General features: G+C 67.2%; 23 protein-coding genes and 1 other RNA gene. 4 read left to right on the top strand and 20 right to left on the bottom strand.

The features are described 5' to 3' along the window. Nucleotides 1-46: 46 nt before the first annotated feature. The 5 genes from SAZ01S_RS04455 to SAZ01S_RS24555 all read right to left on the bottom strand — a co-directional run bounded on the left by SAZ01S_RS04455 (nucleotide 47) and on the right by SAZ01S_RS24555 (nucleotide 2717). Complete coding sequence (locus tag SAZ01S_RS04455) at nucleotides 47-304, bottom strand: hypothetical protein (RefSeq protein WP_084580480.1); 258 nt, start codon at nucleotides 302-304, stop codon at nucleotides 47-49. 70 nt (nucleotides 305-374) lie between these two features. After that, the gene (locus SAZ01S_RS04450) at nucleotides 375-698 is read right to left on the bottom strand and encodes a YbaB/EbfC family nucleoid-associated protein (RefSeq protein ID WP_084580478.1); all 324 of its coding nucleotides are present in this window, start codon (nucleotides 696-698) and stop codon (nucleotides 375-377) included. After that, nucleotides 695-2353, bottom strand: a complete 1659-nt coding sequence (locus SAZ01S_RS04445; RefSeq protein WP_084580476.1) for a DNA polymerase III subunit gamma/tau — start codon at nucleotides 2351-2353, stop codon at nucleotides 695-697. Before SAZ01S_RS04445 ends, SAZ01S_RS04450 begins: the two co-directional genes overlap by 4 nt. A gap of 88 nt (nucleotides 2354-2441) precedes the next feature. Further along, nucleotides 2442-2539, bottom strand: an RNA gene (ffs, locus tag SAZ01S_RS04440) — signal recognition particle sRNA small type. Nucleotides 2540-2591: 52 nt separating this feature from the next. Continuing rightward, on the bottom strand, nucleotides 2592-2717 hold the full coding sequence (locus SAZ01S_RS24555; protein ID WP_281252148.1) for a hypothetical protein: 126 nt from the start codon (nucleotides 2715-2717) through the stop codon (nucleotides 2592-2594). A gap of 139 nt (nucleotides 2718-2856) precedes the next feature. Between SAZ01S_RS24555 and SAZ01S_RS04435 the strand changes: the two genes are divergently transcribed. Beyond that, nucleotides 2857-3564, top strand: a complete 708-nt coding sequence (locus tag SAZ01S_RS04435; RefSeq protein ID WP_084580474.1) for a carbonic anhydrase — start codon at nucleotides 2857-2859, stop codon at nucleotides 3562-3564. 8 nt (nucleotides 3565-3572) lie between these two features. Here SAZ01S_RS04435 and SAZ01S_RS04430 read toward each other — a convergent pair whose 3' ends face one another. The 3 genes from SAZ01S_RS04430 to SAZ01S_RS04425 form a co-directional block, all read right to left on the bottom strand. Then, on the bottom strand, nucleotides 3573-4226 hold the full coding sequence (locus tag SAZ01S_RS04430) for a sigma-70 family RNA polymerase sigma factor (protein ID WP_084580472.1): 654 nt from the start codon (nucleotides 4224-4226) through the stop codon (nucleotides 3573-3575). 95 nt (nucleotides 4227-4321) lie between these two features. Next, entirely contained in the window at nucleotides 4322-4459 is a 138-nt protein-coding gene (locus SAZ01S_RS23945; RefSeq protein ID WP_167693065.1) for a hypothetical protein, read from the bottom strand. Between the two features lie 63 nt (nucleotides 4460-4522). Beyond that, a complete protein-coding gene (locus tag SAZ01S_RS04425; protein ID WP_084580470.1) occupies nucleotides 4523-5320 on the bottom strand; it encodes a response regulator in 798 nt (265 codons plus the stop codon). Nucleotides 5321-5592: 272 nt separating this feature from the next. On the opposite strand from SAZ01S_RS04425, the gene SAZ01S_RS23940 reads away from it, so the two are divergent. The 3 genes from SAZ01S_RS23940 to SAZ01S_RS04415 all read left to right on the top strand — a co-directional run bounded on the left by SAZ01S_RS23940 (nucleotide 5593) and on the right by SAZ01S_RS04415 (nucleotide 7758). After that, nucleotides 5593-5760, top strand: coding sequence for a NepR family anti-sigma factor (locus tag SAZ01S_RS23940; RefSeq protein WP_245824604.1), 168 nt, complete (start codon nucleotides 5593-5595; stop codon nucleotides 5758-5760). A 12-nt stretch (nucleotides 5761-5772) separates the two neighbouring features. Further along, complete coding sequence (locus tag SAZ01S_RS04420) at nucleotides 5773-7341, top strand: sensor histidine kinase (protein WP_084580468.1); 1569 nt, start codon at nucleotides 5773-5775, stop codon at nucleotides 7339-7341. Nucleotides 7342-7623: 282 nt separating this feature from the next. Beyond that, nucleotides 7624-7758, top strand: a complete 135-nt coding sequence (locus SAZ01S_RS04415) for an entericidin A/B family lipoprotein (RefSeq protein ID WP_084580465.1) — start codon at nucleotides 7624-7626, stop codon at nucleotides 7756-7758. 44 nt (nucleotides 7759-7802) lie between these two features. Here the strand turns inward: SAZ01S_RS04415 and tatC are convergent, their stop codons facing one another. From tatC to SAZ01S_RS04355, 12 genes are all read right to left on the bottom strand, one after another. After that, nucleotides 7803-8594 carry a twin-arginine translocase subunit TatC gene (gene tatC / locus SAZ01S_RS04410; RefSeq protein WP_084580463.1) on the bottom strand — a complete coding sequence of 264 codons (792 nt, stop codon included), beginning with the start codon at nucleotides 8592-8594 and terminating at the stop codon, nucleotides 7803-7805. Continuing rightward, complete coding sequence (gene tatB, locus SAZ01S_RS04405; RefSeq protein WP_084580461.1) at nucleotides 8591-9013, bottom strand: Sec-independent protein translocase protein TatB; 423 nt, start codon at nucleotides 9011-9013, stop codon at nucleotides 8591-8593. Before tatB ends, tatC begins: the two co-directional genes overlap by 4 nt. A gap of 95 nt (nucleotides 9014-9108) precedes the next feature. Continuing rightward, a complete protein-coding gene (locus tag SAZ01S_RS04400) occupies nucleotides 9109-9342 on the bottom strand; it encodes a twin-arginine translocase TatA/TatE family subunit (RefSeq protein ID WP_084580459.1) in 234 nt (77 codons plus the stop codon). A 106-nt stretch (nucleotides 9343-9448) separates the two neighbouring features. After that, nucleotides 9449-10048, bottom strand: a complete 600-nt coding sequence (gene scpB, locus SAZ01S_RS04395; protein WP_084580457.1) for an SMC-Scp complex subunit ScpB — start codon at nucleotides 10046-10048, stop codon at nucleotides 9449-9451. Continuing rightward, nucleotides 10045-10779, bottom strand: a complete 735-nt coding sequence (locus tag SAZ01S_RS04390) for a segregation and condensation protein A (RefSeq protein WP_084580455.1) — start codon at nucleotides 10777-10779, stop codon at nucleotides 10045-10047. The genes scpB and SAZ01S_RS04390 overlap by 4 nt, the downstream gene beginning before the upstream one ends. A gap of 211 nt (nucleotides 10780-10990) precedes the next feature. Further along, a complete protein-coding gene (gene nagZ, locus SAZ01S_RS04385) occupies nucleotides 10991-11995 on the bottom strand; it encodes a beta-N-acetylhexosaminidase (protein WP_084580453.1) in 1005 nt (334 codons plus the stop codon). A 42-nt stretch (nucleotides 11996-12037) separates the two neighbouring features. Further along, entirely contained in the window at nucleotides 12038-12748 is a 711-nt protein-coding gene (locus SAZ01S_RS04380) for an SPOR domain-containing protein (protein ID WP_084580451.1), read from the bottom strand. Between the two features lie 5 nt (nucleotides 12749-12753). After that, on the bottom strand, nucleotides 12754-14478 hold the full coding sequence (gene argS / locus SAZ01S_RS04375) for an arginine--tRNA ligase (RefSeq protein WP_084580449.1): 1725 nt from the start codon (nucleotides 14476-14478) through the stop codon (nucleotides 12754-12756). Between the two features lie 236 nt (nucleotides 14479-14714). Further along, nucleotides 14715-15200 (bottom strand): hypothetical protein, encoded by a 486-nt coding sequence (locus SAZ01S_RS04370; protein ID WP_245824602.1) that lies wholly within the window; start codon nucleotides 15198-15200, stop codon nucleotides 14715-14717. Further along, on the bottom strand, nucleotides 15169-15606 hold the full coding sequence (locus SAZ01S_RS04365; RefSeq protein ID WP_084580447.1) for a hypothetical protein: 438 nt from the start codon (nucleotides 15604-15606) through the stop codon (nucleotides 15169-15171). The genes SAZ01S_RS04370 and SAZ01S_RS04365 overlap by 32 nt, the downstream gene beginning before the upstream one ends. Continuing rightward, nucleotides 15575-16627 carry a DNA/RNA non-specific endonuclease gene (locus SAZ01S_RS24380; protein ID WP_245824601.1) on the bottom strand — a complete coding sequence of 351 codons (1053 nt, stop codon included), beginning with the start codon at nucleotides 16625-16627 and terminating at the stop codon, nucleotides 15575-15577. Before SAZ01S_RS24380 ends, SAZ01S_RS04365 begins: the two co-directional genes overlap by 32 nt. A 114-nt stretch (nucleotides 16628-16741) precedes the next feature. Beyond that, nucleotides 16742-17893 (bottom strand): DUF1501 domain-containing protein, encoded by a 1152-nt coding sequence (locus tag SAZ01S_RS04355; RefSeq protein ID WP_084580482.1) that lies wholly within the window; start codon nucleotides 17891-17893, stop codon nucleotides 16742-16744. Between the last annotated feature and the right edge of the window lie 7 nt (nucleotides 17894-17900).

The following is a 17900-nucleotide window of genomic DNA, read 5'->3' as shown; positions in this document are numbered from 1 at the left end:
CCCCCCCCCAGCCCCTCCCGCAAGCGGGAGGGGAGTTCAGAGGGGCTTACTTCGCCGCGTCCTTCGCCGCGTCGCCGACATCTTTCGCAGCATCGCCGACGCTGCTGGCAGCACTGGTCACGGCGTTGGTCTTGGCATTCTCACGGGCATTCTGGTTGAACAGGTAGAAGGCGCCGATCACCACCGCGATCAGCACCGCCAGCCCGATCAGCGCCATGCCGGCACCGCCGCCGCGGCGCTCGATCACCGTGGTGTGGCTCGCGCGGTCGGTCGCCACGCCGTCTTCAACGATACGTTCCGCCATGATCGTCTCTCCTCGGTTAGTCTGGCGACAGCAACCGAGGGGAGATGCTATGGTTCCCTAACCCACTGTCTCAGAACGGGAGCTTGAAGCCCGGCGGCAGCGGCAGGCCATTGGTCATCTTGCTCATCGCTTCCGACGAGGCCGCATCGGCCTTCACCCGCGCATCGTTGAACGCGGCGACCAGCAGATCCTCCAGCATCGCCTTTTCGGCGACATTGACCAGCGAATCGTCGATCGCGATGCCGATGATCCGGCCCTTGGCGCTGGCCTTGACCTTCACCAGCCCACCGCCCGACACGCCCTCGACCTCGACCGTGTCGAGGCTCGCCTGCGCCTTGGTGAGTTCGGCCTGCACATTCTGCGCCATGGCCATGATGTCTTCGAGACTCTTCATCCGTCACTCCCGGTCTTGGTCCAGCCGATCAACTCGGCATCTGGAAAAGCGGCAATCGCGGCGGCGACGATCGGCGAGGCGAGCACTGCCTCGCGCTCGGCCGCTTGCCTGGCCGCCTGTTCTTCGCGCAGCGTCATCGCGGTGGCGCCTTCGACCGGCGTCACCTTCCAGTGCACGCCGGTACTGTCCTTGAGCGCCCCGCCCAGCTCGCGCACGAAATCCTGCGGCAGCGGCCGCGCCGCGCCGAAGTCGATCTCGCTGCCCTCGAACCGCACCGGCCGCATATAATCGCGGACGAACATCGCAAGCTGGAGGCGGCGATGCTCTTCCAGATGCTCGGCAAGTTCGGTGAGGTTGGTCGGCAGCACCGGGCCGGTTTCCTGCACCGTGGCAGGCGCCGGCGCGGTCGGAGCAGCACCGACGGCTGCAGGCGCCCCGGTCGGCACCGCAATGCTGCCGCTGAGGATCTGCTTCGCCAGTTCGCCCGGATCGGGAAGCTGGGCTGCATGGATCACGCGCAGCAGCGCCATCTCGGTCGCCTCGATCGGCAGCGCAGCCTTGGCGACTTCGTCATGCCCGCGCAGCAGCAGCTGCCACAGCCGGTGCAGCGCCGGGAAGGACAGCCGTGCCGCCCAGCCCTCCATCGCCTCGCGCTCCTCGAGCGACTGGCCGGAGAGCCGCTGCGTGCCCAGCTTTACCAGCGTCACGCCGTGGACGGTCTCCAGCAGCGCCCGCAGCACCGCCAGCGGATCGACGCCGAGGTCATATTGCGCGCGCAGGCCCGCCAGCGCCTTCTGCGCCTGGCCTTCCACCAGCGTACCGAACAGATCGCGATTAGCGCCGCGATCGGACAGGCCGAGCATCTGGCGCACGGCTTCCGCCTTCACGCCCTCGCCCTCCAGCCCCGCATGCGCGATCGCCTGGTCGAGGATCGAGAGGCCGTCGCGCGCCGAGCCTTCCGCCGCGCGCGCGACCAGCGCCAGCGCCTCGGGCTCGGCCTCGACCTGTTCGGCCTCGCACACCCGCGCGAAATGCTCGGCGAGCAGCTCGGCCGAAATGCGGCGCAGGTCGAAGCGCTGGCAGCGCGACAGCACCGTCACCGGCACCTTGTTGACCTCGGTGGTGGCGAACAGGAACTTCACATGCCCCGGCGGCTCCTCCAGCGTCTTCAGAAGCGCGTTGAACGCGTTCTTCGACAGCATGTGGACTTCGTCGATGATGTAGATCTTGTAGCGCGCCGAGACCGCGGCGTAGCGCGACGCCTCGATGATCTCGCGCACGTCGTCGACGCCGGTATGGCTGGCCGCGTCCATCTCGATCACGTCGATATGGCGCCCCTCGGCGATCGCCCGGCACGGCTCGCAGACGCCGCACGGGTCGATGGTGGGGCCGCCCTGCCCGTCCGGTCCGATGCAGTTGAGCGCCTTGGCGATCAGGCGGGCGGTGGAGGTCTTGCCCACGCCGCGGACGCCGGTCAGCAGGAAGGCATGCGCCAGCCGGCCGCGGCGGATCGCGTTGCCCAGCGTGGTGACCATCGCATCCTGCCCGATCAGCGCGCTGAACGTCTGCGGCCGGTATTTGCGAGCGAGCACGCGATAGGCTTCGCCGCGCTGCGGCTGCGGGGGTTCGTCGAGGCCAAGCAGGGAATCGGACATCGGCGCCTATCTAGGCATCCGCAGACGATTTGTCGAAGCGGTAGGCACGCTGGCCTGTGGATAGCCCAAGTGCACGGACAATGTGGTGATGGGTGGGAGCCGGAACGACCCGGGACGAAATCGTTACGGCTGCTTCCTTCCGGACCTGACCGGGTTGGCGACGATCCCGTCCGCCCGACTCCCGCGGCGCATATGGGGGAAGCCGCCGCGGGTGGCAAGAGCGCAATTTTCGCGTGCCTCAGCCTCCCATGCGCAGCTTCCACAGCACCAGCAGCATCGCGGTGACAAAGGCGATCAGCGCAATCCCGGCCGCGGTACGCACGCCGAAACCGGTATCCCGGGCCTCAGAACGATCGAGTCGCATGGTTTCTTCTCCCATCCAGGGCCCAATTCTGGGCTGCGACCGAAGGCATTCCCATGCGTAATCTCCCGCGCCCCTTTCCTCCGACGCGATCAAACGGTATAGTCGTTACGCGGGGTCAACGGAACGCACTGGGGGTGCGATGCGACACCAATTGAGCCGACGGGCACTGGTCACCGGCGCGATGCTGGGAGCAGCAGGCGCTGCCCTGCCGGCGCGGGCTTGGCGTGCCGATGGCCCGATCGCGCCGCCCATCACGCCGGACGACGCGCTGCACCGCCTGGAAGCAGGCAACGCCGATTTCACCCAGGATAAAAGCCGCTTGCCCAATCTAGGCGCGGCGCGGCGCGAGGAGCTGGCCCGCGGCCAGGCACCGTTCTGCGCGCTGCTCAGCTGCTCGGACAGCCGCGTGCCGCCCGATCTGGTCTTTGGTGGCGGGCTGGGCGACCTGTTCATCATCCGCAATGCCGGCAACGTCATCGACATGGCCGTGCTCGGCTCGATCGAATATGCCGTGGCCGAGCTGCACGTGCCGCTGATCGTGGTGATGGGGCACGAGAACTGCGGCGCGGTCAGATCGGCAATCGCGGTGGTCGAGAGGAATGCCGATTATCCCGGCGTGATCGGCAACATGATCGAGCCGATCCTGCCCGCCGCCCTCGCCGCGCGTACGCTGCCCGGTGACAGGGTGGAGAATGCGGCGCGCGCGCATGTCCGCCGGATGACGGCAGCGCTGCGCCGTCGCGCCGATCCGGTGTTGCTCAAACCGCAGGCCGAAGGACGGCTGAAAGTGGTGGGCGCCTATTACCATCTCGGCTCGGGCACGGTCGACTTCTTCGACCGGCCCTGAGCCCCGCCTCAGCGTTCGCGGCTGAGGTCCTCCACTTCGCCCATGATCGTGTCGAGCGCGGTGCGACCGTCCTCGTTGAGCGACGTCGAGCGCCGCGACGGCAGCTGTCCTTCGGACATCAACGCCTCCAGCGCCACGCGCCCGCGCGCGACACGGCTCTTGATCGTGCCCACCGCGACCTGGCAGATCTCGGCGGCTTCCTCATAGGCGAAGCCACCCGCGCCGACCAGGATCAGCGCCTCGCGCTGCGGCTGCGGCAGGTGGAGCAGCGCGCGCTGCATGTCGGCAAGCTCGACATGGCGATCCTGGCTCGCCGGCGCCGCCAGCAGGCGATCGGCAACGAGATCGTCCCATTCACCCTTGAAGCGCGCGCGGCGCATCTGGCTGAGATACAGGTTGCGCAGGATGATGAAGGTCCAGGCGCGCATGTTGGTGCCGGCCTGGAAGCGCTTGCGCGCCGCCCATGCCTTGAGCAGCGTTTCCTGGACCAGGTCGTCGGCCAGATCGCGGCTACCCGAGAGCGAGCGACCAAAGGCACGCAGGTGCGGAATCACCTGCGCCAGCTGAATCTTGAATTCGGGGTCCGACAGCGAAACATGTTCCACCGGCGGCGCCGCCGCCGCGCCCGGTTCGCCGTGATCCGTGTGGGTGGCTTCCGTCATGCATTCCCGATCAGTTGCGCGCATGGCGGCGCGGTTCGCCGCCAAGCTGGGGTCCCGTGGCTCGATTACAAGCACGTTCTCTCGAAACATGCCAATCAAACCAATAAGATAATTGCGAAGATCACAATGACCAGCACCAGGCCGATCCCCAGCACATACCGCGTGACGCCCGGGGTGGTCCCAGCACGGGCGCGATCGGTGGTGACGGAGGCGGGTTCATCTTGCTCGGTCATGGTGGGTCAACGCACCAGAACCGTTTTGGGTCCGTACCAGGTGGAACCCGCCATATTTCCCGTTCAGGCGGGTACGGTCGCCTCGTCGAAGAACAGCGCCTGGCTGATCGTCGCCTTCACCGTTTCGCGCTGGAACGGCTTGGTGATCAGGAAGGTGGGCTCGGGTCGTTCGCCGGTCAGCAGGCGTTCCGGGAACGCGGTGATGAAGATCACCGGCAGCTCGAATTCGGCGAGGATGTCCTTCACCGCATCGATGCCCGAGCTGTCGTCGGCGAGCTGGATGTCGGCGAGCACCAGCCCGGGCCGATCTTCCATCGCCAGTGCCACCGCCTCGTCGCGAGTGACGGCGACGCCGGTCACGTCATGACCGAGGTCGCGGACGATCTGCTCGAGATCCATCGCGATCAGCGGCTCGTCCTCGATGATCATCACGCGGGTGCGCGTCTGGCGCTCGATCTCGGCGACGGCCTCGCTCACCAGTTCGGAGACGCGCGCGGCGTCCTCGCCGATCAGATAGGCCGCGTCCTCGGGCGGGAAACCTTCGACCGTGGTCAGCAGCAGCGCCTGGCGCGACAGCGGCGTCAGCCGGGCGAGACGCTTGCGCGCGATCGCTTCGGCATCATTGCCCTGCTCGATCGCATCGATGCTGTCGTCCCACTGGCTCGACTGCCAGATCACCTGGAAGGTGCGGTACAGGCCGAGGCGCGCATCGACGTCGCGCGGGAACTGGTCCGGCGCTTCGACGATCGCCTCCAGCGCGGCGCGGACATAACGGTCGCCTTCGGCCTGGTTGCCGGTGAGCGCACGGGCATAGCGCCGCAGGAGCGGAAGGTGGGGCGCGAGTTGCTGACCAAGCGACATGAGCTGCTATTTCTCCATCGAGTGCGGGAGCCGTTCTTGCCCCCGACGGGCCTGATTTCAATTGATTCCGTCACCCGAAGAAGCCCCTCCCCGGATTTCGCATCGATGGTGGAACAATCGAGGCGGTCTTTGGTTTCATCGTCCGGACTGCGTGAATGGCTGCCGCGGCGCCGGGTGCTTGCACTCGGCGTCGTTCGCAGTATTCGCGGTAACGGTCACATCGTTCATTTGGTCCGGGTGTCCGGACGATCCGGACCCTCAGGGGGGAATTGGTGCACTCCGCTAACGACGATCAGGACAAGCAGCAGCCGGCACCCGGTGCGGACACGTCGTCGCGCCCCAGTGGTGACGTCGGCGATGCGCTGCGCCGCGCCTATGACGAAACGCTCAAGGAATCCGTGCCGGACGATTTGCTCGACCTGTTGAAGAAGCTCGACTAAGCATTTCGACCAATGAACGGTCTGGATCCCCAATTCCGCGGCCGAGGGCTTTCGGCGGCGCTGGGGCGGTTGCCCACCGGCGCGAAGGTTTTCCTGATTCTGGTCGGCGCGCTGCTGCCGCTTGCGCTGATCGCCCTGTTCACCACGCTCCAGACCACGCGCAGCGCCGATGATGAGGCACGCGAGCGGCTGAGCGTCACCGCGCAGGAAAGCGCGGGCAATCTCGAAAATCTGCTGGCAAACCATGTCGCGCAGCTCGGCGAGGCGCTCGCCGCGCTCGAGCGCGATCCGCAGGACGCGCCCGGCTGCACCCGCCTTGCCGGCACCTATGCCGCCCAGGCCCAGGCGCGGTTCCTCGTGCGCGACGGACGTGGCCACCTGCTGTGCGGCAGCAGCTTCGAGCAGGCCGGGCTGGCCAAGGCGCCGCGCGGTGACGTGGCGGCGCGAATCGTGCCGGGCGGGCTGGTGCTGCGAATCAGCGGCGACGCCGGGGCTACGGCGATTGCCTATTATCCGCACGACCTGCTCGCCGGCCTCGCCCGGCCGAGTGGTTTCGTCCCCGAATATGGCGCCGCGCTGATCGCGCATGGCGACCGGCTGACGCTGCGTGCGCTGAAGGACGGCGGCCCGCTGGACCGCGGCAAGAGCCTGCGCAGCAATCTGGGCATCGACGATCTCGCGCTCGAAACCACCATGCCCGGCGCGCCGATCACCTCGCCGCTGGTGATCGCCACCGTGCTGCTGGTGCTGATGTGGATCGCCGCCGCCGGCATCGGCTGGTTCGTCGTCAACATCCTGCTGATCCGGCCGTTGCAGCGGCTGCGCAGCAGTGTCGCCAACTACCAGCCCGGCGACGTGATCGACACGGCCCGTCTGGGCCCGATCCCGGCGCAGGAGATCCGCGAGCTGGGCGACACGTTCAGCCAGATCAGCCGCACCGTGCAGGAGCATGAGGCCGATCTCGCCAAGGGCCTGGTGCAGCAGACCCGGCTCACCCGCGAGGTGCACCACCGGGTGAAGAACAACCTGCAGGTGATCTCCAGCCTGATCAACTTCCACGCCCGCGCCGCAAAGGGCGACGAGGCTGCCGAGGCCTATGCCTCGATCCAGCGCCGGGTCGACGCGCTCGCCGTGGTCCATCGCCACCATTATGCCGAGATGGAGGTCAATCGCGGGCTGGAATTGCGCTCGGTGATCGGCGAACTCGCCGCCAATCTGCGCGCCACCGCGCCGGAACGGGCACGCGGCATCGCGATTACCCTCGAAGTGGAGCCGGTGCTGGTGACGCAGGACGTCGCGATCGCGGTGGCCTTCCTGCTCACCGAGATCGTCGAGCTGGCGATAACCTGCAACGAGTCCGCGCAGGTCCGGATCTCGATCAAGGCCCAGGAAGACGATACCCGCGCGCTGGTGCGCGTAAACTCGCCGGCCCTGATCAGCAGCCCGCTGTTCGAGGGGCTGGTGGAGAAGCGCTATGGCCGCGTGCTGCAGGGCCTCGCCCGCCAGCTGCGCACGCAGCTCCACCATGATCCGCTGGTGGGCGCCTACGAGACCAGCATTCCGATCAACGGCCGTCCCTGATTGGCACTCGCGCCGGAAAAAAATTGTCGCCTTCGGGAACCCGCATCCGGGATGCACGTTTTGATCTTCGGATAGTGACCTTTTGCCCCCCCGCTCTCGCTATCCACGACATGGGCCCGGAAGCGTCTACCTCCCCCCCCCCGGTGGGGCTTCCGGGCCTACTTCCTTCCCCACATCGCGATAACGATCCCCGCGCCGCAGCCCTGCGGAGCTGTAGGAACGTTTGGGCGCGCGCCGCATTGAACCTCCTGTCCCGGCCACCGGGGAAAAAGGAGATTTTCGATGCGTACTCTCATCGCCTGCGCCGCGCTTGCCGGCACCCTGCTGATCGCTGCCTGCAACACCGTGGAAGGCGCCGGCAAGGACGTTGCCTCAGCGGGCGATACCGTCGCCAACGCGGCCGCAAAGTCGAAGTAAGAAATGCAGCACGCCCCGGCCGCGCAATGTGGCCGGGGCGGCGCTTATTCGGCGCTCTGCGCCGCGCTGTCCGCCGACTCCGCTTCTGCGGCGGCGGTCCGCTCCCGCCGGCGGCGGGTGAAGTAGATCGCGATCAGCGACAGGAAATACAGCCCGATCAGCGGCCCGGCGAGCAGCAGCTGCGATCCGATGTCCGGAGGCGTCAGCACCGCCGCGATCGCCACCGCCGCCACGATGGCATAGCGCCACGCGCCCTTCAGCTGCTCATAGGTGACGATGCCGGCATGCTCGAGCAGCATCAGCAGCACGGGCAGCAGGAACGACAGCCCGAAGCCGAAGATGAACTGCATGACGAACTTGAGGTAGCTGTTCACGTCCGGCAGCGCCTGCTGCTCCACGCCGCCCAGATTGCCCTGGAAGCCGAGCAGGAATCTCAGCGCGACCGGAATCGCGACATAATAGGCCATCGCCGCGCCGGCGATGAACAGCACCGGCGTCGCCAGCAGGAAGGGCAGCAGCGCCTGCTTCTCGCGGCGGTACAGGCCCGGCGCGATAAACTTCCAGAGCTGGTTGGCGATCACCGGGAAGGCGATCATCAGGCCGGCGAAGAAAGCAACCTTCACCTCGACGAGGAATCCGCCGAAAATCTCGGTGTTGATGATCTTCGACTGGCCGGCGACCTTCAGCGGCGCCACCAGGAAGCCGAGGATGCCGCGCGCGAAATAGAGGCAGCCGCCGAACGCGACGAGCAGCGACACGATCGACCAGATCAGTCGCCGACGCAGCTCGATCAGATGATCGAGCAAGGGGGCCTGGGTGTCGTCGATCTCTGTCACGGCTGTTCGTCGCTGGCAGGAGGCACGGGCTTGGGCGCGGCTACTTCGACCGGGGCGGGCTCCGGATGGATGTCCGGCTTGGGCGTCATCACGGGCACGTCGTCGCCATGGATCACGGGATCGTGCGGCTGGTGCTCGAGCACGGCCGGCACGGCATGCGCCTCGGGCGCGGCGAGCGGCTGCGGCGGATATTGGCGCATGATCCGCTCATTCTCCGCCGCCCATTGCTTCTCCAGCTCGGCCAGTTCGGCCTCGCGCACCATCGAATCGATGCCCGAGCGGAACTGGCGGGCAACGCCGCGTGCCTTGCCCACCCACTTGCCGACGAAATGCATCGCCCGCGGCAGATCCTTCGGGCCGATGAACACCAGGGCTACAATGGCCACGAGCAGGAACTCGCTGGGCGCGATATCGAACATTCTCTCGGCGTATCCACTCGCATGGCATGCGCCAGCTGGCCCGGCGCGCTGCGATCAACATCCCGGCGCCCGGGTGCCGGGCGCCGCTGCAGGGCTCAGTGACGCTCCTCGCGGGCGCGCTCGGCCTCAGGCGTATAACCGGGCTCCGGCGCGGCCTTGCCCTCGATGCGGGTCGGCGGCGTCGGCGCATCGTCTTCGGCCATGCCCTTCTTGAAGCTCTTGATGCCCTTGGCGACGTCGCCCATCATGTTGGAGAAGCGACCGCCGCCCAGCAGCAGGATGGCGATGATGCCGACGACCAGCCAGTGCATCAGGCTGAAGCTACCCATGAGAATTCTCCTTGATATCGCGACCTATCTAAGGCCCGCGGCCCCCTACGGCAACGGCTGATAACCCTGTACGAAGGTTGGACCGGCCGAATCGAAGATGAAGCGCCTATTCCTCGTCCGTGACAGTTTCGCTTTCCGACGCCGCTTCCGCAGCATCGAGCTGTTCCAGCGCGAGATCGACCGGGTCGAGCAGCCCCGCCGCCTTGAGATCCTCGATCCCCGGCAGGTCGCGCCGGCTGGCGAGCCCGAAATGGCTGAGGAAGCCGGGGGTGGTGGCATACATCAGCGGCCGCCCCGGCACTTCGCGGCGGCCCGCAGGGCGCACCCAGCCCGCCGCCATCAGCACGTCGATCGTGCCCTTGGAGATCTGCACGCCGCGGATCGCCTCGATCTCGGCGCGCGTGACCGGTTCGTGATAGGCGATGATCGCCAGCGTCTCGATGCCGGCGCGGCTGAGCTTGCGGCTGTCCTCGCGGTCGCGGCGGAGCAGGTGAGCAAGATCGGCGGCGGTCTGGAAATGCCAGCGATCGCCGCGGCGGACCAGTTCGATGCCGCGCCCGGCATATTGCTCGCCGAGCGTCGCCAGCGCCGCGCGAATATCCACCTCCGCCCCGACATAAGCGCGGATCTCGTCGACGCTCAGCGGCGCCTCGGCAGCGAACAGCAACGCTTCCACCGCGCGCACGGGATCGCCCGGATCGATCATTGCGCGATCGGCTTGAGATAGAGCGGTGCGAACGGCGCTTCCTGGCGGATCTCCAGCCGCCCCTGCCGCGCGAGTTCGAGCGCCGCGACGAAGGACGAGGCGAGCGCCGAGCGGCGGTACAGGTCGCTGGCGCCTTCGGGCAGGAAGCTTTCGATGGCCTGCCAGTCGATGCGCGTGCCGAGCTGGGTGGAGAGCCGCTCCAGCGCCGCCTCCAGCGTCATCACGTCGCGGTGGGCGACGACGTGCATCACCGGCCGCGTCCGCGCGCTGATCCGGCCATAGGCGGCGATCAGGTCGAAGATCCCGACCTCCCACTTGGCCTGGCGCTCGACGCGAAGCCCTTCCGGCGCACCGCGCGGGAACACGTCGCGCCCCATTCGGTCGCGCGCGACCAGCCGCGCGCCCGCCTCGCGCATCGCGCTCAGCCGTTCCAGGCGGAGCTGGAGCCGCAACGCCAGCTCCTCGGGGCTGGGGCTTTCGGCGGGATTGCGGGGGAGCAGCAGCGCCGACTTGAGGTAGGCGAGCCACGCCGCCATCACGAGATAATCGGCGGCCAGCTCCAGCCGCAGCGCGCGGGCGGCATGGACATAGGCGAGATATTGCTCGACCAGCTCAAGGATCGAGATCTGGCGCAGATCGACCTTCTGCGTGCGGGCGAGCGCCAGCAACAGGTCGAGCGGGCCTTCCCAGCCCTCGACCTCGATCTTCAGGATGTCGTCCGCCCCGTCCACCGGGGGGTCATAGGAGGGGGGCGCGGGCGCCGCAATAATAAGCCCCTCCTCCTTAGAGGAGGGAGAAGAAGTGCTGCGCCGAGACCTCCAGGCCTAGCCCCTCCCCTTTAGGGGAGGGGTTGGGGTGGGGCAGTGTCTCGCAGAGACCGACAGACGTTCTGGAATCCCTCCACCCCAACCCCTCCTCCAAGGAGGAGGGGCTTAAGTGATGTCAGCTCAGCCCCAGCAACGCATCCCGCTTAGCCAGCAGTTCGGCGAGCGGCACGTCCTCCGCCTCGCCCACCGATCCCATCGCCCGCGCCAGCCGATCGCGGCACGCCGCTGGCGCATCCGGGATCCGCGACACGATCTCGACCATCTCGGGCATCCGCGCCCAGCAATCGAGCACCACGTCGCAGCCAGCCGCCAGCGCCCGCTCGGCCTTTTCGCCCGCGGTGCCGGAAAGCGCCTTCATGTCGATATCGTCGGTAAACAGCAGTCCATCGAAGCCGATCCGCCCGCGGATGATCTCGCCGATCACCGTCGGCGAGAGCGTCGCCGGCAGCTCGGCATCCCAGGCCTCGAACACGATGTGCGCGGTCATCCCCATGGGTGCGTGGGCGAGCCGCTGGAACGGCAGCAGGTCCGCCTCGAGCTCCACGGCAGATGCCTTCACCCGCGGCAGTTCGAGATGGCTGTCGACCATCGCCCGGCCATGCCCGGGCATATGCTTGATCACACCCGCCACGCCGCCGCGATTCAGCCCGTCGAGCAGTGCCCGCCCCAGCGCCGCCACCCGCATCGGATCGCGCCCGAACGCCCGGTCGCCGATCGCCGGCGTGCCGCCTTCCACCGCGACATCGAGCATCGGCGCGAGGTCCACATTCACACCGGCCGCGCGCAGGATCGCGGCAAGCGCCTGGCCGTTCGCCCGCGCCGCCTCGATCGCCGAGATCGGCGCGCGCTCGTACAGCGCGTCGAACGCTGCGCCCGGCGGGAAGGCCGGCCAGACCGGCGGCTGCATCCGCGCGACGCGGCCGCCCTCCTGGTCGATCGTGATCGGCAGGTCGTCGCGACCATGGAGCGCGCGCAGATCGTCGGTGAGCGCACGCATCTGCGCGGGATCCACGCAGTTGCGCTTGAACAGGATGTAGCCGAGCGGCGCTGCCTCGCGAAAAAAGGCGCGCTCGTCGTCGGTAAGCGTCGGGCCGGACAGGCCGAAGATCACGGGCTTCATTCGCGCTGGCCTAGCCGATCCGGCCCGCCCCGCAAGCCCCCCTCAGCTTGCGACGAAGCAGTTCTCGCCGGCGACCTTGAGCTTGCCGCAGATCTCGCGCGCCTGGCCGTTGCTGCCGGCATTCACCCGCAGGCGATAGACCGTCTTGCCCTCCGGCGTGGCGAACGGCACCACCAGCTTGCCGAGCGGCGCCAGATAGGCGAACCGCTTCGACATCCGCGTCCAGGCGGCGTTGGCCGCGCCCTCGCTCGGGAAGGCGCCGAGCTGCACCAGCGCGCCCGATCCCTCGCCGCTACCGGGCGCGACCGGCTTCGGCACCGGAGTCGCGCGGATCAGCGTCGGCGCGGGCAGCGCGATCGTCGCGCTGCTGCTCGCCTTGGGCGCATTCGCCGGGTTCTTCTGCGGCTTCTGGCCTTCCACCGGCGCCTCGGGCAGTGCCCCGACATTGATGCCGGCCTGGCTCGGTCCGCCCTGGCTGGTCCGGAAGACGATGTCGCCCTCCCCATCCACCCGCATGCCGCCGGGCTGATCGGGCCGCACCTTGTACGGCTCGGCCGGTGCCGCGATCAGCGCGCCATTGCCGTCGCGCGCCGCCTGGTGCCGCAGCCAGTAATAGATCCCGCCAGCCGCGCCGAGCACGAGCAGCGCGGCGAAGACATAGACGAACACCCGGCCCTGCCGCGGTTCCTCGTACATCTCCTCCACGGTCTCCAGCCAGGGGAGCCGTTCGCTGTCGTCATAGCGGGCAGGCATCGAGCTCACATCTCCTCGACCGCCTCCACGCCCATCAGCGCGAGGCCGTTGCGGATGACCTGCTGGATCGAGCGGCCGAGGAACAGCCGCGCGCGGGTGAGCGCCGGCTGCTCCACGATCAGGAAACGCCGATCGGCAGAGTCGTTGCCCATGTTGTAGAGCGCGTGGAACTCGGCCGCGAGATCATAGAGATAGAAGGCGATGCGATGCGGCTCCCGCGCGCTCGCCGCTGCTTCCACCACGCGCGGGAACTGCGCGGCGAGCTTCGCCACGGCCAGCTCGCGGCCATCGAGCAGCGACAGGTCCGCGTCCTCGTCCAGGCTGATGCCCGCCTCGGCCGCGCGGCGATGCACCGACGCCACCCGGGCATGGGCATACTGCACGTAGAAGACCGGGTTTTCCTTGGAGGTCTCCAGCACCTTGGCGAAGTCGAAGTCCATCTGGGCGTCGGCCTTGCGGGTGAGCATGGTGAAGCGCACCACGTCCTTGCCCACTTCGCGCACCACGTCCGCCAGGGTCACGAAATTGCCCGCGCGCTTGGACATCTTCACCGGCTCGCCGGCGCGCAGCAGGCGGACCATCTGGACGAGCTTGACGTCGAACCGCGTTTCGCCACCGGTCAGTGCCTGCACCGCCGCGACGATCCGCTTGACCGTGCCGGCATGGTCGGCGCCCCAGATGTCGATCAGCTGGTCGGCCGACTGCGCCTTCTGGAAGTGATAGGCGAGATCGGCCCCAAAGTACGTCCACTGGCCGTTCGACTTCTTGATCGGGCGGTCCTGGTCATCGCCGAACTGCGTCGAGCGGAACAGCGGCAGTTCCACCGGCTCCCAATCCTCGGGCGTCTCGCCCTTGGGGGCCTCGAGCACGCCGTCATAGACCAGCCCGCGCGCGCGCAGCCATGCCTCGGCCTGTTCGGGCTTGCCCGCGGCCTGAAGCTCCGCCTCGGACGAGAACAGGTCGTGATGGATGCCGAGCAGCGCCAGATCGTCCTTGATCATGACGAGCATCGCCGCGACCGCGGTCTTGCGGAACAGCGCCAGCCATTCGCTCTCGGGCGCGTCGACATACTTGTCGCCATAGTCGGCGGCGAGCTGCTGGCCGACCGGCTTCAGATAGTCGCCCGGATAGAGCCCCTCGGGGATCTCGATCGTCTCGCCCAGCGCCTCGCGGTAGCGTAAGTGCGCCGAGCGGGCGAGCACGTCGACCTGGCCGCCCGCGTCGTTGACATAATATTCGCGGATGACCTTGTGGCCGACATATTCGAGCAGGCTCGCCAGCGCATCGCCCACCACCGCGCCGCGGCAATGGCCCATGTGCATCGGGCCCGTCGGGTTGGCCGAGACATATTCGACGTTGACGGTCGTCCCCGCGCCCAGCGACGAGCGGCCATAATCGGCGCCCGCGCGCAGGATCTCGGCGACTTCGCCGCGCCAGCTGTCCTCCTCGAGCGTCATGTTGATGAAGCCGGGGCCGGCGACCGACACGGCGGCGACCTCGTCCAGCTTCTCCAGCTCGGCGACCAGCTTCTCGGCGAGCGCGCGCGGGTTGGTGCCGGCGGGCTTGGCGAGCACCATCGCGGCATTGGTGGCGAGATCGCCATGGCTCGGATCGCGCGGCGGCTCGACCGTGATCGCGCGTCGCTCCAGCCCCGCAGGCAGATCGCCGGCGAGGACGAGCGCATCCAGGGCCAGATTCAGATGCGCGGCGAAACGAGCATAGAGCGTCATTGAGCAATCCAATGGGGAATGGGAGCGGCGGCTGTAGCGCAGTGGCGCGGCGCCGTCATCCCTATTGGGAGCAGTGATCCTCCCCTGCAAAGGGAGGTGGCAGGCCGAAGGCCTAACGGAGGGGTGGCGCCGGTCGAGGCGGAGCCCCGTAACCAGCCTCGACACCCCTCCGTCGCGCTCCGCGCGCCACCTCCCTTTGCAGGGAGGGATCGGGCGCGCGCGCGAACTTCTGAAGCTCAGAGCCTGTAGGACGGCGCATCATCCTCCCAAGGTGGATACCGAACGGGCTTGTCGCCATAATAGCGGCGTAGCGCCTGCTCGCGCCGCTCCATCATGTCCTCGCTCCGGCCCGGATCGTCCGGATAGACGTAGGCAACCTCGAACCGCCCGTCGCGGACGAAGTATTCGATTTCCGACCATCGCGCCGGCCCCTCTTGGGCGTGCCAAAGTTCCAGCAGCACATCGCTCCAAAGATCGAGATCCGGCCGCCGATACATGACATGATCGCCACCATCCTTATAGATCGAGGGCGAAATCATCTCCGGATCGACTTCGGCCTGAAGCAGGGTGTTTTCGATCGGATAAAGGGGGTCCGCGGCCAGCATCTGCCCGATTTGGGCCAGCAGACGTTCCGTCTCCTCCGTGGCCGAGATGTCTCCGGCCCGAGCTGTTCCCGAACCCTCGGGACTTTCACAAGTCATATTTCGGGTAACCACCGCCATCCCAGGATGGGTAACGGACAGGCTTGTCACCATAATACCGACGTAGCGCCTGCTTTCTCCTTTCACCTATACTTTCACTACGCCCAACATCGTCGGGATAGATGTAGTTTACCTCGAACCTACCATTACGTATTATATACTCGATCTCAGACCACCTGTCATTTTTTTCCCGCGCATACCAAAGCTCGAGAAGAATGTCGCTCCACCGATCAAGATCTGGCAAACGATACATGACGTGATCGCCTGCATCCTTATATATGGATGGCGATATCATTTCAGGGTCCACCTCCGCCTGAAGGAGGCTGTTCTCGACGGGATATGCGGGATCTGCGGCAAGCATCTGGCCAATCTCCGCCAGAATCTGCTCCGTTGTCCTACCTTCCATGATGGCGTCCCCCTCGCTCATTCGGCAACTTCACGCTGTGGACGTCTGCATCGACCGTATATATGACATCAATTGCTTTGGGCCGCTGCGAGGTTGCGCGAAAATGCGGCACGATCGTTACCGTAACCCGATGGCCGGCCCGCTTCTTCCGCGCCCATTCATCCTCCATCACCCGATACCTGCCCCGATTGACGTTCGCATCCTGCGCGAAGTGGTTGAACGCTGCGGTCGGCCCGTTGAAGCGCGGTGCGATATAATGCCCGCCATCGTCCTTCGGCAGGCGATCGGTGCCACCGGCACTGCGTTGAAGGCTTCTCGATCGAGGCTGCGGTGGCGCAAGAACCAAGACGCCAGAAACTCGCCGAGTTCGCTCGCGCTCGTCGATCTCATAGTCATAGCCGTTGCGAAACACGTGCCGCCAAGTTGGCTGATCGGGTTGATTGTCGAGGTCTGTGCTGGCGCGGTATCTTTGAGTATCTGCGGAGCGCTTATCGACAGATGGAGCCTCCCAGCTCCCGCTAGCCCCTCCACCGCCGAAGCTTCCACCTCCGCCTAAATAGCCGATGCTCGCATCGTTCGCGATCGGCGGCTCTCCCCAACTGCCGCTAGCCCCTCCACCACCGAAGCGTCCTCCACCGCCAACGAATGCCCCTCGCTGAGCCAAAGAAAGTGGAGGAGGCAGGGGACGGAAATGATCTTGGTAGTAGCGATAGCGGACTTCGATCGCTTCTCGCCAATCCGGATCCCCCGGATGTTTGGCCAATTCGCTCGCTCTCCATGCGTCCGCCTCTTCAAGCGACGCGATGGGCTTGAGCTTCGGATCGTCTCCATACGGCGGAACACGCTTCCGCTTCCGCTGCCCGGCGACGCCCGCTCCGCCCTTCGAGGTACTGCCGGTGCCAGCGAAAGTGAAACGACCATCAGACGGATCATGCCAAGGGTTGAACTTGACCTCAATGGCACCGCCTTCATCAAGGCGCACACGTCGCCCCGTCCGCAACCAAATCGTAAAAGCTCGCCGTTGCTCCGTTCCTGTCTGCATGCGCACTCCCCCGCGTCCGCCACGGAGCAGCATTTAGAACAAAACGGGAACTTTATCAAGGTAGCGGAACGATCTTGAAGGGATACCTTCCCCATTCTGGAGCAAATCCTCCCCCTACCCCCTTACCAACCCCTCCATCCCCGCCGCCATGGTCATCGCCGGGAACAGCGCCTTCGCCGTCCCCGCCGGGGCCAGCCCGAAGTGCCGCGAGACCGCGCTCGCGATCAGCACGTCGAGCGCGGTGGTGGGCTTCAGGTCCCGCCCCTCGTACAGCGCCGCGTCGCCCAGCCCCGGCCAGTCGGCCTGGACCCGGCCGCCCTGCACCGCGCCGCCGAGCAGCATCGCGACCGAGCCGGTGCCGTGATCGGTGCCGCCGGTGCCGTTGGCCTTCACCGTCCGGCCGAACTCGGTCGCCACCACCACCAACGTATTGTCCCAATGCGGCCCCAGCCCGGTCTTGAGCGCCGCGACCATCGCGTCGAGACCCTTGAGCTGCCCGCCCAGCCGCCCGCGCTGGCCCGAATGCGTGTCCCAGCCGCCGGTCTCGATCATCGCGATCCGCGCGCCGCCGGGGGCGGAGAGCAGCTTGGCCGCCAGCGTGCCGGTATCTGCCGCCTTCTTGCCGCCATCGCTGCCGAGGTCGCCGGTAAGCATCCGCGTCGCCATCGCTTCCTGCCAGAGCGGGTGGAGTTGGCGGTCGCCCGCGTACATCGCGGTCACCCGCGCGAGCAGGTCGTCCGAAGCGTCGGGCAGCGAGGAGGGCGCATAGCTCGCCACCTCCATGCTCCCACGCAGTGCCATCGGCACCGCGGCGGCGAGCGCGATCGCCTTGTCCTGCGCGGGCAGCAGGCGGAGCAGCCGGTTCATCCAGCCGTCCTTGAGTTGATAGGCCGAGACGCCGCCGGTCTCGAGCACGTTCTGCCCGTCGAAATGCGAGCGGTCGCGGTAGGGCGAGGCGACCGCATGGACGAACAGCGCCTGCTTGGCCTGATAGAGCCCGAGCGTGTTGGTCATCGCCGGGTGCAGCGCGAACATCCCGTCCAGCTTGGGCGCGCTGGCGAAATCGGCGGCGAGGTCGCCCCGCGCGCCGGCATAGGCCGGGTCCCCCACCGGCGCGACGGTGCCGAGCCCGTCGGCCGCGCCGCGCTGGATGATGAAGACGAAGCGGCGCTCGGTGGGCGCGGCGGCAAAGGCCATGCGCGCGCCCAGCGGCGACACCATCAGCGCGGTGGCGCCGGCGGCGAGCAATTGGCGACGGTGGAGCATCATGACG

It is taken from the genome of Sphingomonas azotifigens NBRC 15497, assembly GCF_002091475.1.
Taxonomy (GTDB): Bacteria; Pseudomonadota; Alphaproteobacteria; order Sphingomonadales; family Sphingomonadaceae; genus Sphingomonas; species Sphingomonas azotifigens.
The sequence above is the reverse complement of the archived record's forward strand: the minus strand, read 5'-3'. Positions and strand labels throughout refer to the sequence as shown.

Bases quoted from the DNA above. Each gene is read 5' to 3' on its own strand.
- SAZ01S_RS04455 (WP_084580480.1), bottom strand. From the start codon at position 304: ATGGCGGAACGTATCGTTGAAGACGGCGTGGCGACCGACCGCGCGAGC.
- SAZ01S_RS04450 (WP_084580478.1), bottom strand. From the start codon at position 698: ATGAAGAGTCTCGAAGACATCATGGCCATGGCGCAGAATGTGCAGGCC.
- SAZ01S_RS04445 (WP_084580476.1), bottom strand. From the start codon at position 2,353: ATGTCCGATTCCCTGCTTGGCCTCGACGAACCCCCGCAGCCGCAGCGC.
- SAZ01S_RS24555 (WP_281252148.1), bottom strand. From the start codon at position 2,717: ATGCGACTCGATCGTTCTGAGGCCCGGGATACCGGTTTCGGCGTGCGT.
- SAZ01S_RS04435 (WP_084580474.1), top strand. From the start codon at position 2,857: ATGCGACACCAATTGAGCCGACGGGCACTGGTCACCGGCGCGATGCTG.
- SAZ01S_RS04430 (WP_084580472.1), bottom strand. From the start codon at position 4,226: ATGACGGAAGCCACCCACACGGATCACGGCGAACCGGGCGCGGCGGCG.
- SAZ01S_RS23945 (WP_167693065.1), bottom strand. From the start codon at position 4,459: ATGACCGAGCAAGATGAACCCGCCTCCGTCACCACCGATCGCGCCCGT.
- SAZ01S_RS04425 (WP_084580470.1), bottom strand. From the start codon at position 5,320: ATGTCGCTTGGTCAGCAACTCGCGCCCCACCTTCCGCTCCTGCGGCGC.
- SAZ01S_RS04420 (WP_084580468.1), top strand. From the start codon at position 5,773: ATGAACGGTCTGGATCCCCAATTCCGCGGCCGAGGGCTTTCGGCGGCG.
- SAZ01S_RS04415 (WP_084580465.1), top strand. From the start codon at position 7,624: ATGCGTACTCTCATCGCCTGCGCCGCGCTTGCCGGCACCCTGCTGATC.
- tatB (WP_084580461.1), bottom strand. From the start codon at position 9,013: ATGTTCGATATCGCGCCCAGCGAGTTCCTGCTCGTGGCCATTGTAGCC.
- SAZ01S_RS04400 (WP_084580459.1), bottom strand. From the start codon at position 9,342: ATGGGTAGCTTCAGCCTGATGCACTGGCTGGTCGTCGGCATCATCGCC.
- scpB (WP_084580457.1), bottom strand. From the start codon at position 10,048: ATGATCGATCCGGGCGATCCCGTGCGCGCGGTGGAAGCGTTGCTGTTC.
- nagZ (WP_084580453.1), bottom strand. From the start codon at position 11,995: ATGAAGCCCGTGATCTTCGGCCTGTCCGGCCCGACGCTTACCGACGAC.
- SAZ01S_RS04380 (WP_084580451.1), bottom strand. From the start codon at position 12,748: ATGCCTGCCCGCTATGACGACAGCGAACGGCTCCCCTGGCTGGAGACC.
- argS (WP_084580449.1), bottom strand. From the start codon at position 14,478: ATGACGCTCTATGCTCGTTTCGCCGCGCATCTGAATCTGGCCCTGGAT.
- SAZ01S_RS04370 (WP_245824602.1), bottom strand. From the start codon at position 15,200: ATGGCGGTGGTTACCCGAAATATGACTTGTGAAAGTCCCGAGGGTTCG.
- SAZ01S_RS04365 (WP_084580447.1), bottom strand. From the start codon at position 15,606: ATGAGCGAGGGGGACGCCATCATGGAAGGTAGGACAACGGAGCAGATT.
- SAZ01S_RS24380 (WP_245824601.1), bottom strand. From the start codon at position 16,627: ATGCAGACAGGAACGGAGCAACGGCGAGCTTTTACGATTTGGTTGCGG.
- SAZ01S_RS04355 (WP_084580482.1), bottom strand. From the start codon at position 17,893: ATGCTCCACCGTCGCCAATTGCTCGCCGCCGGCGCCACCGCGCTGATG.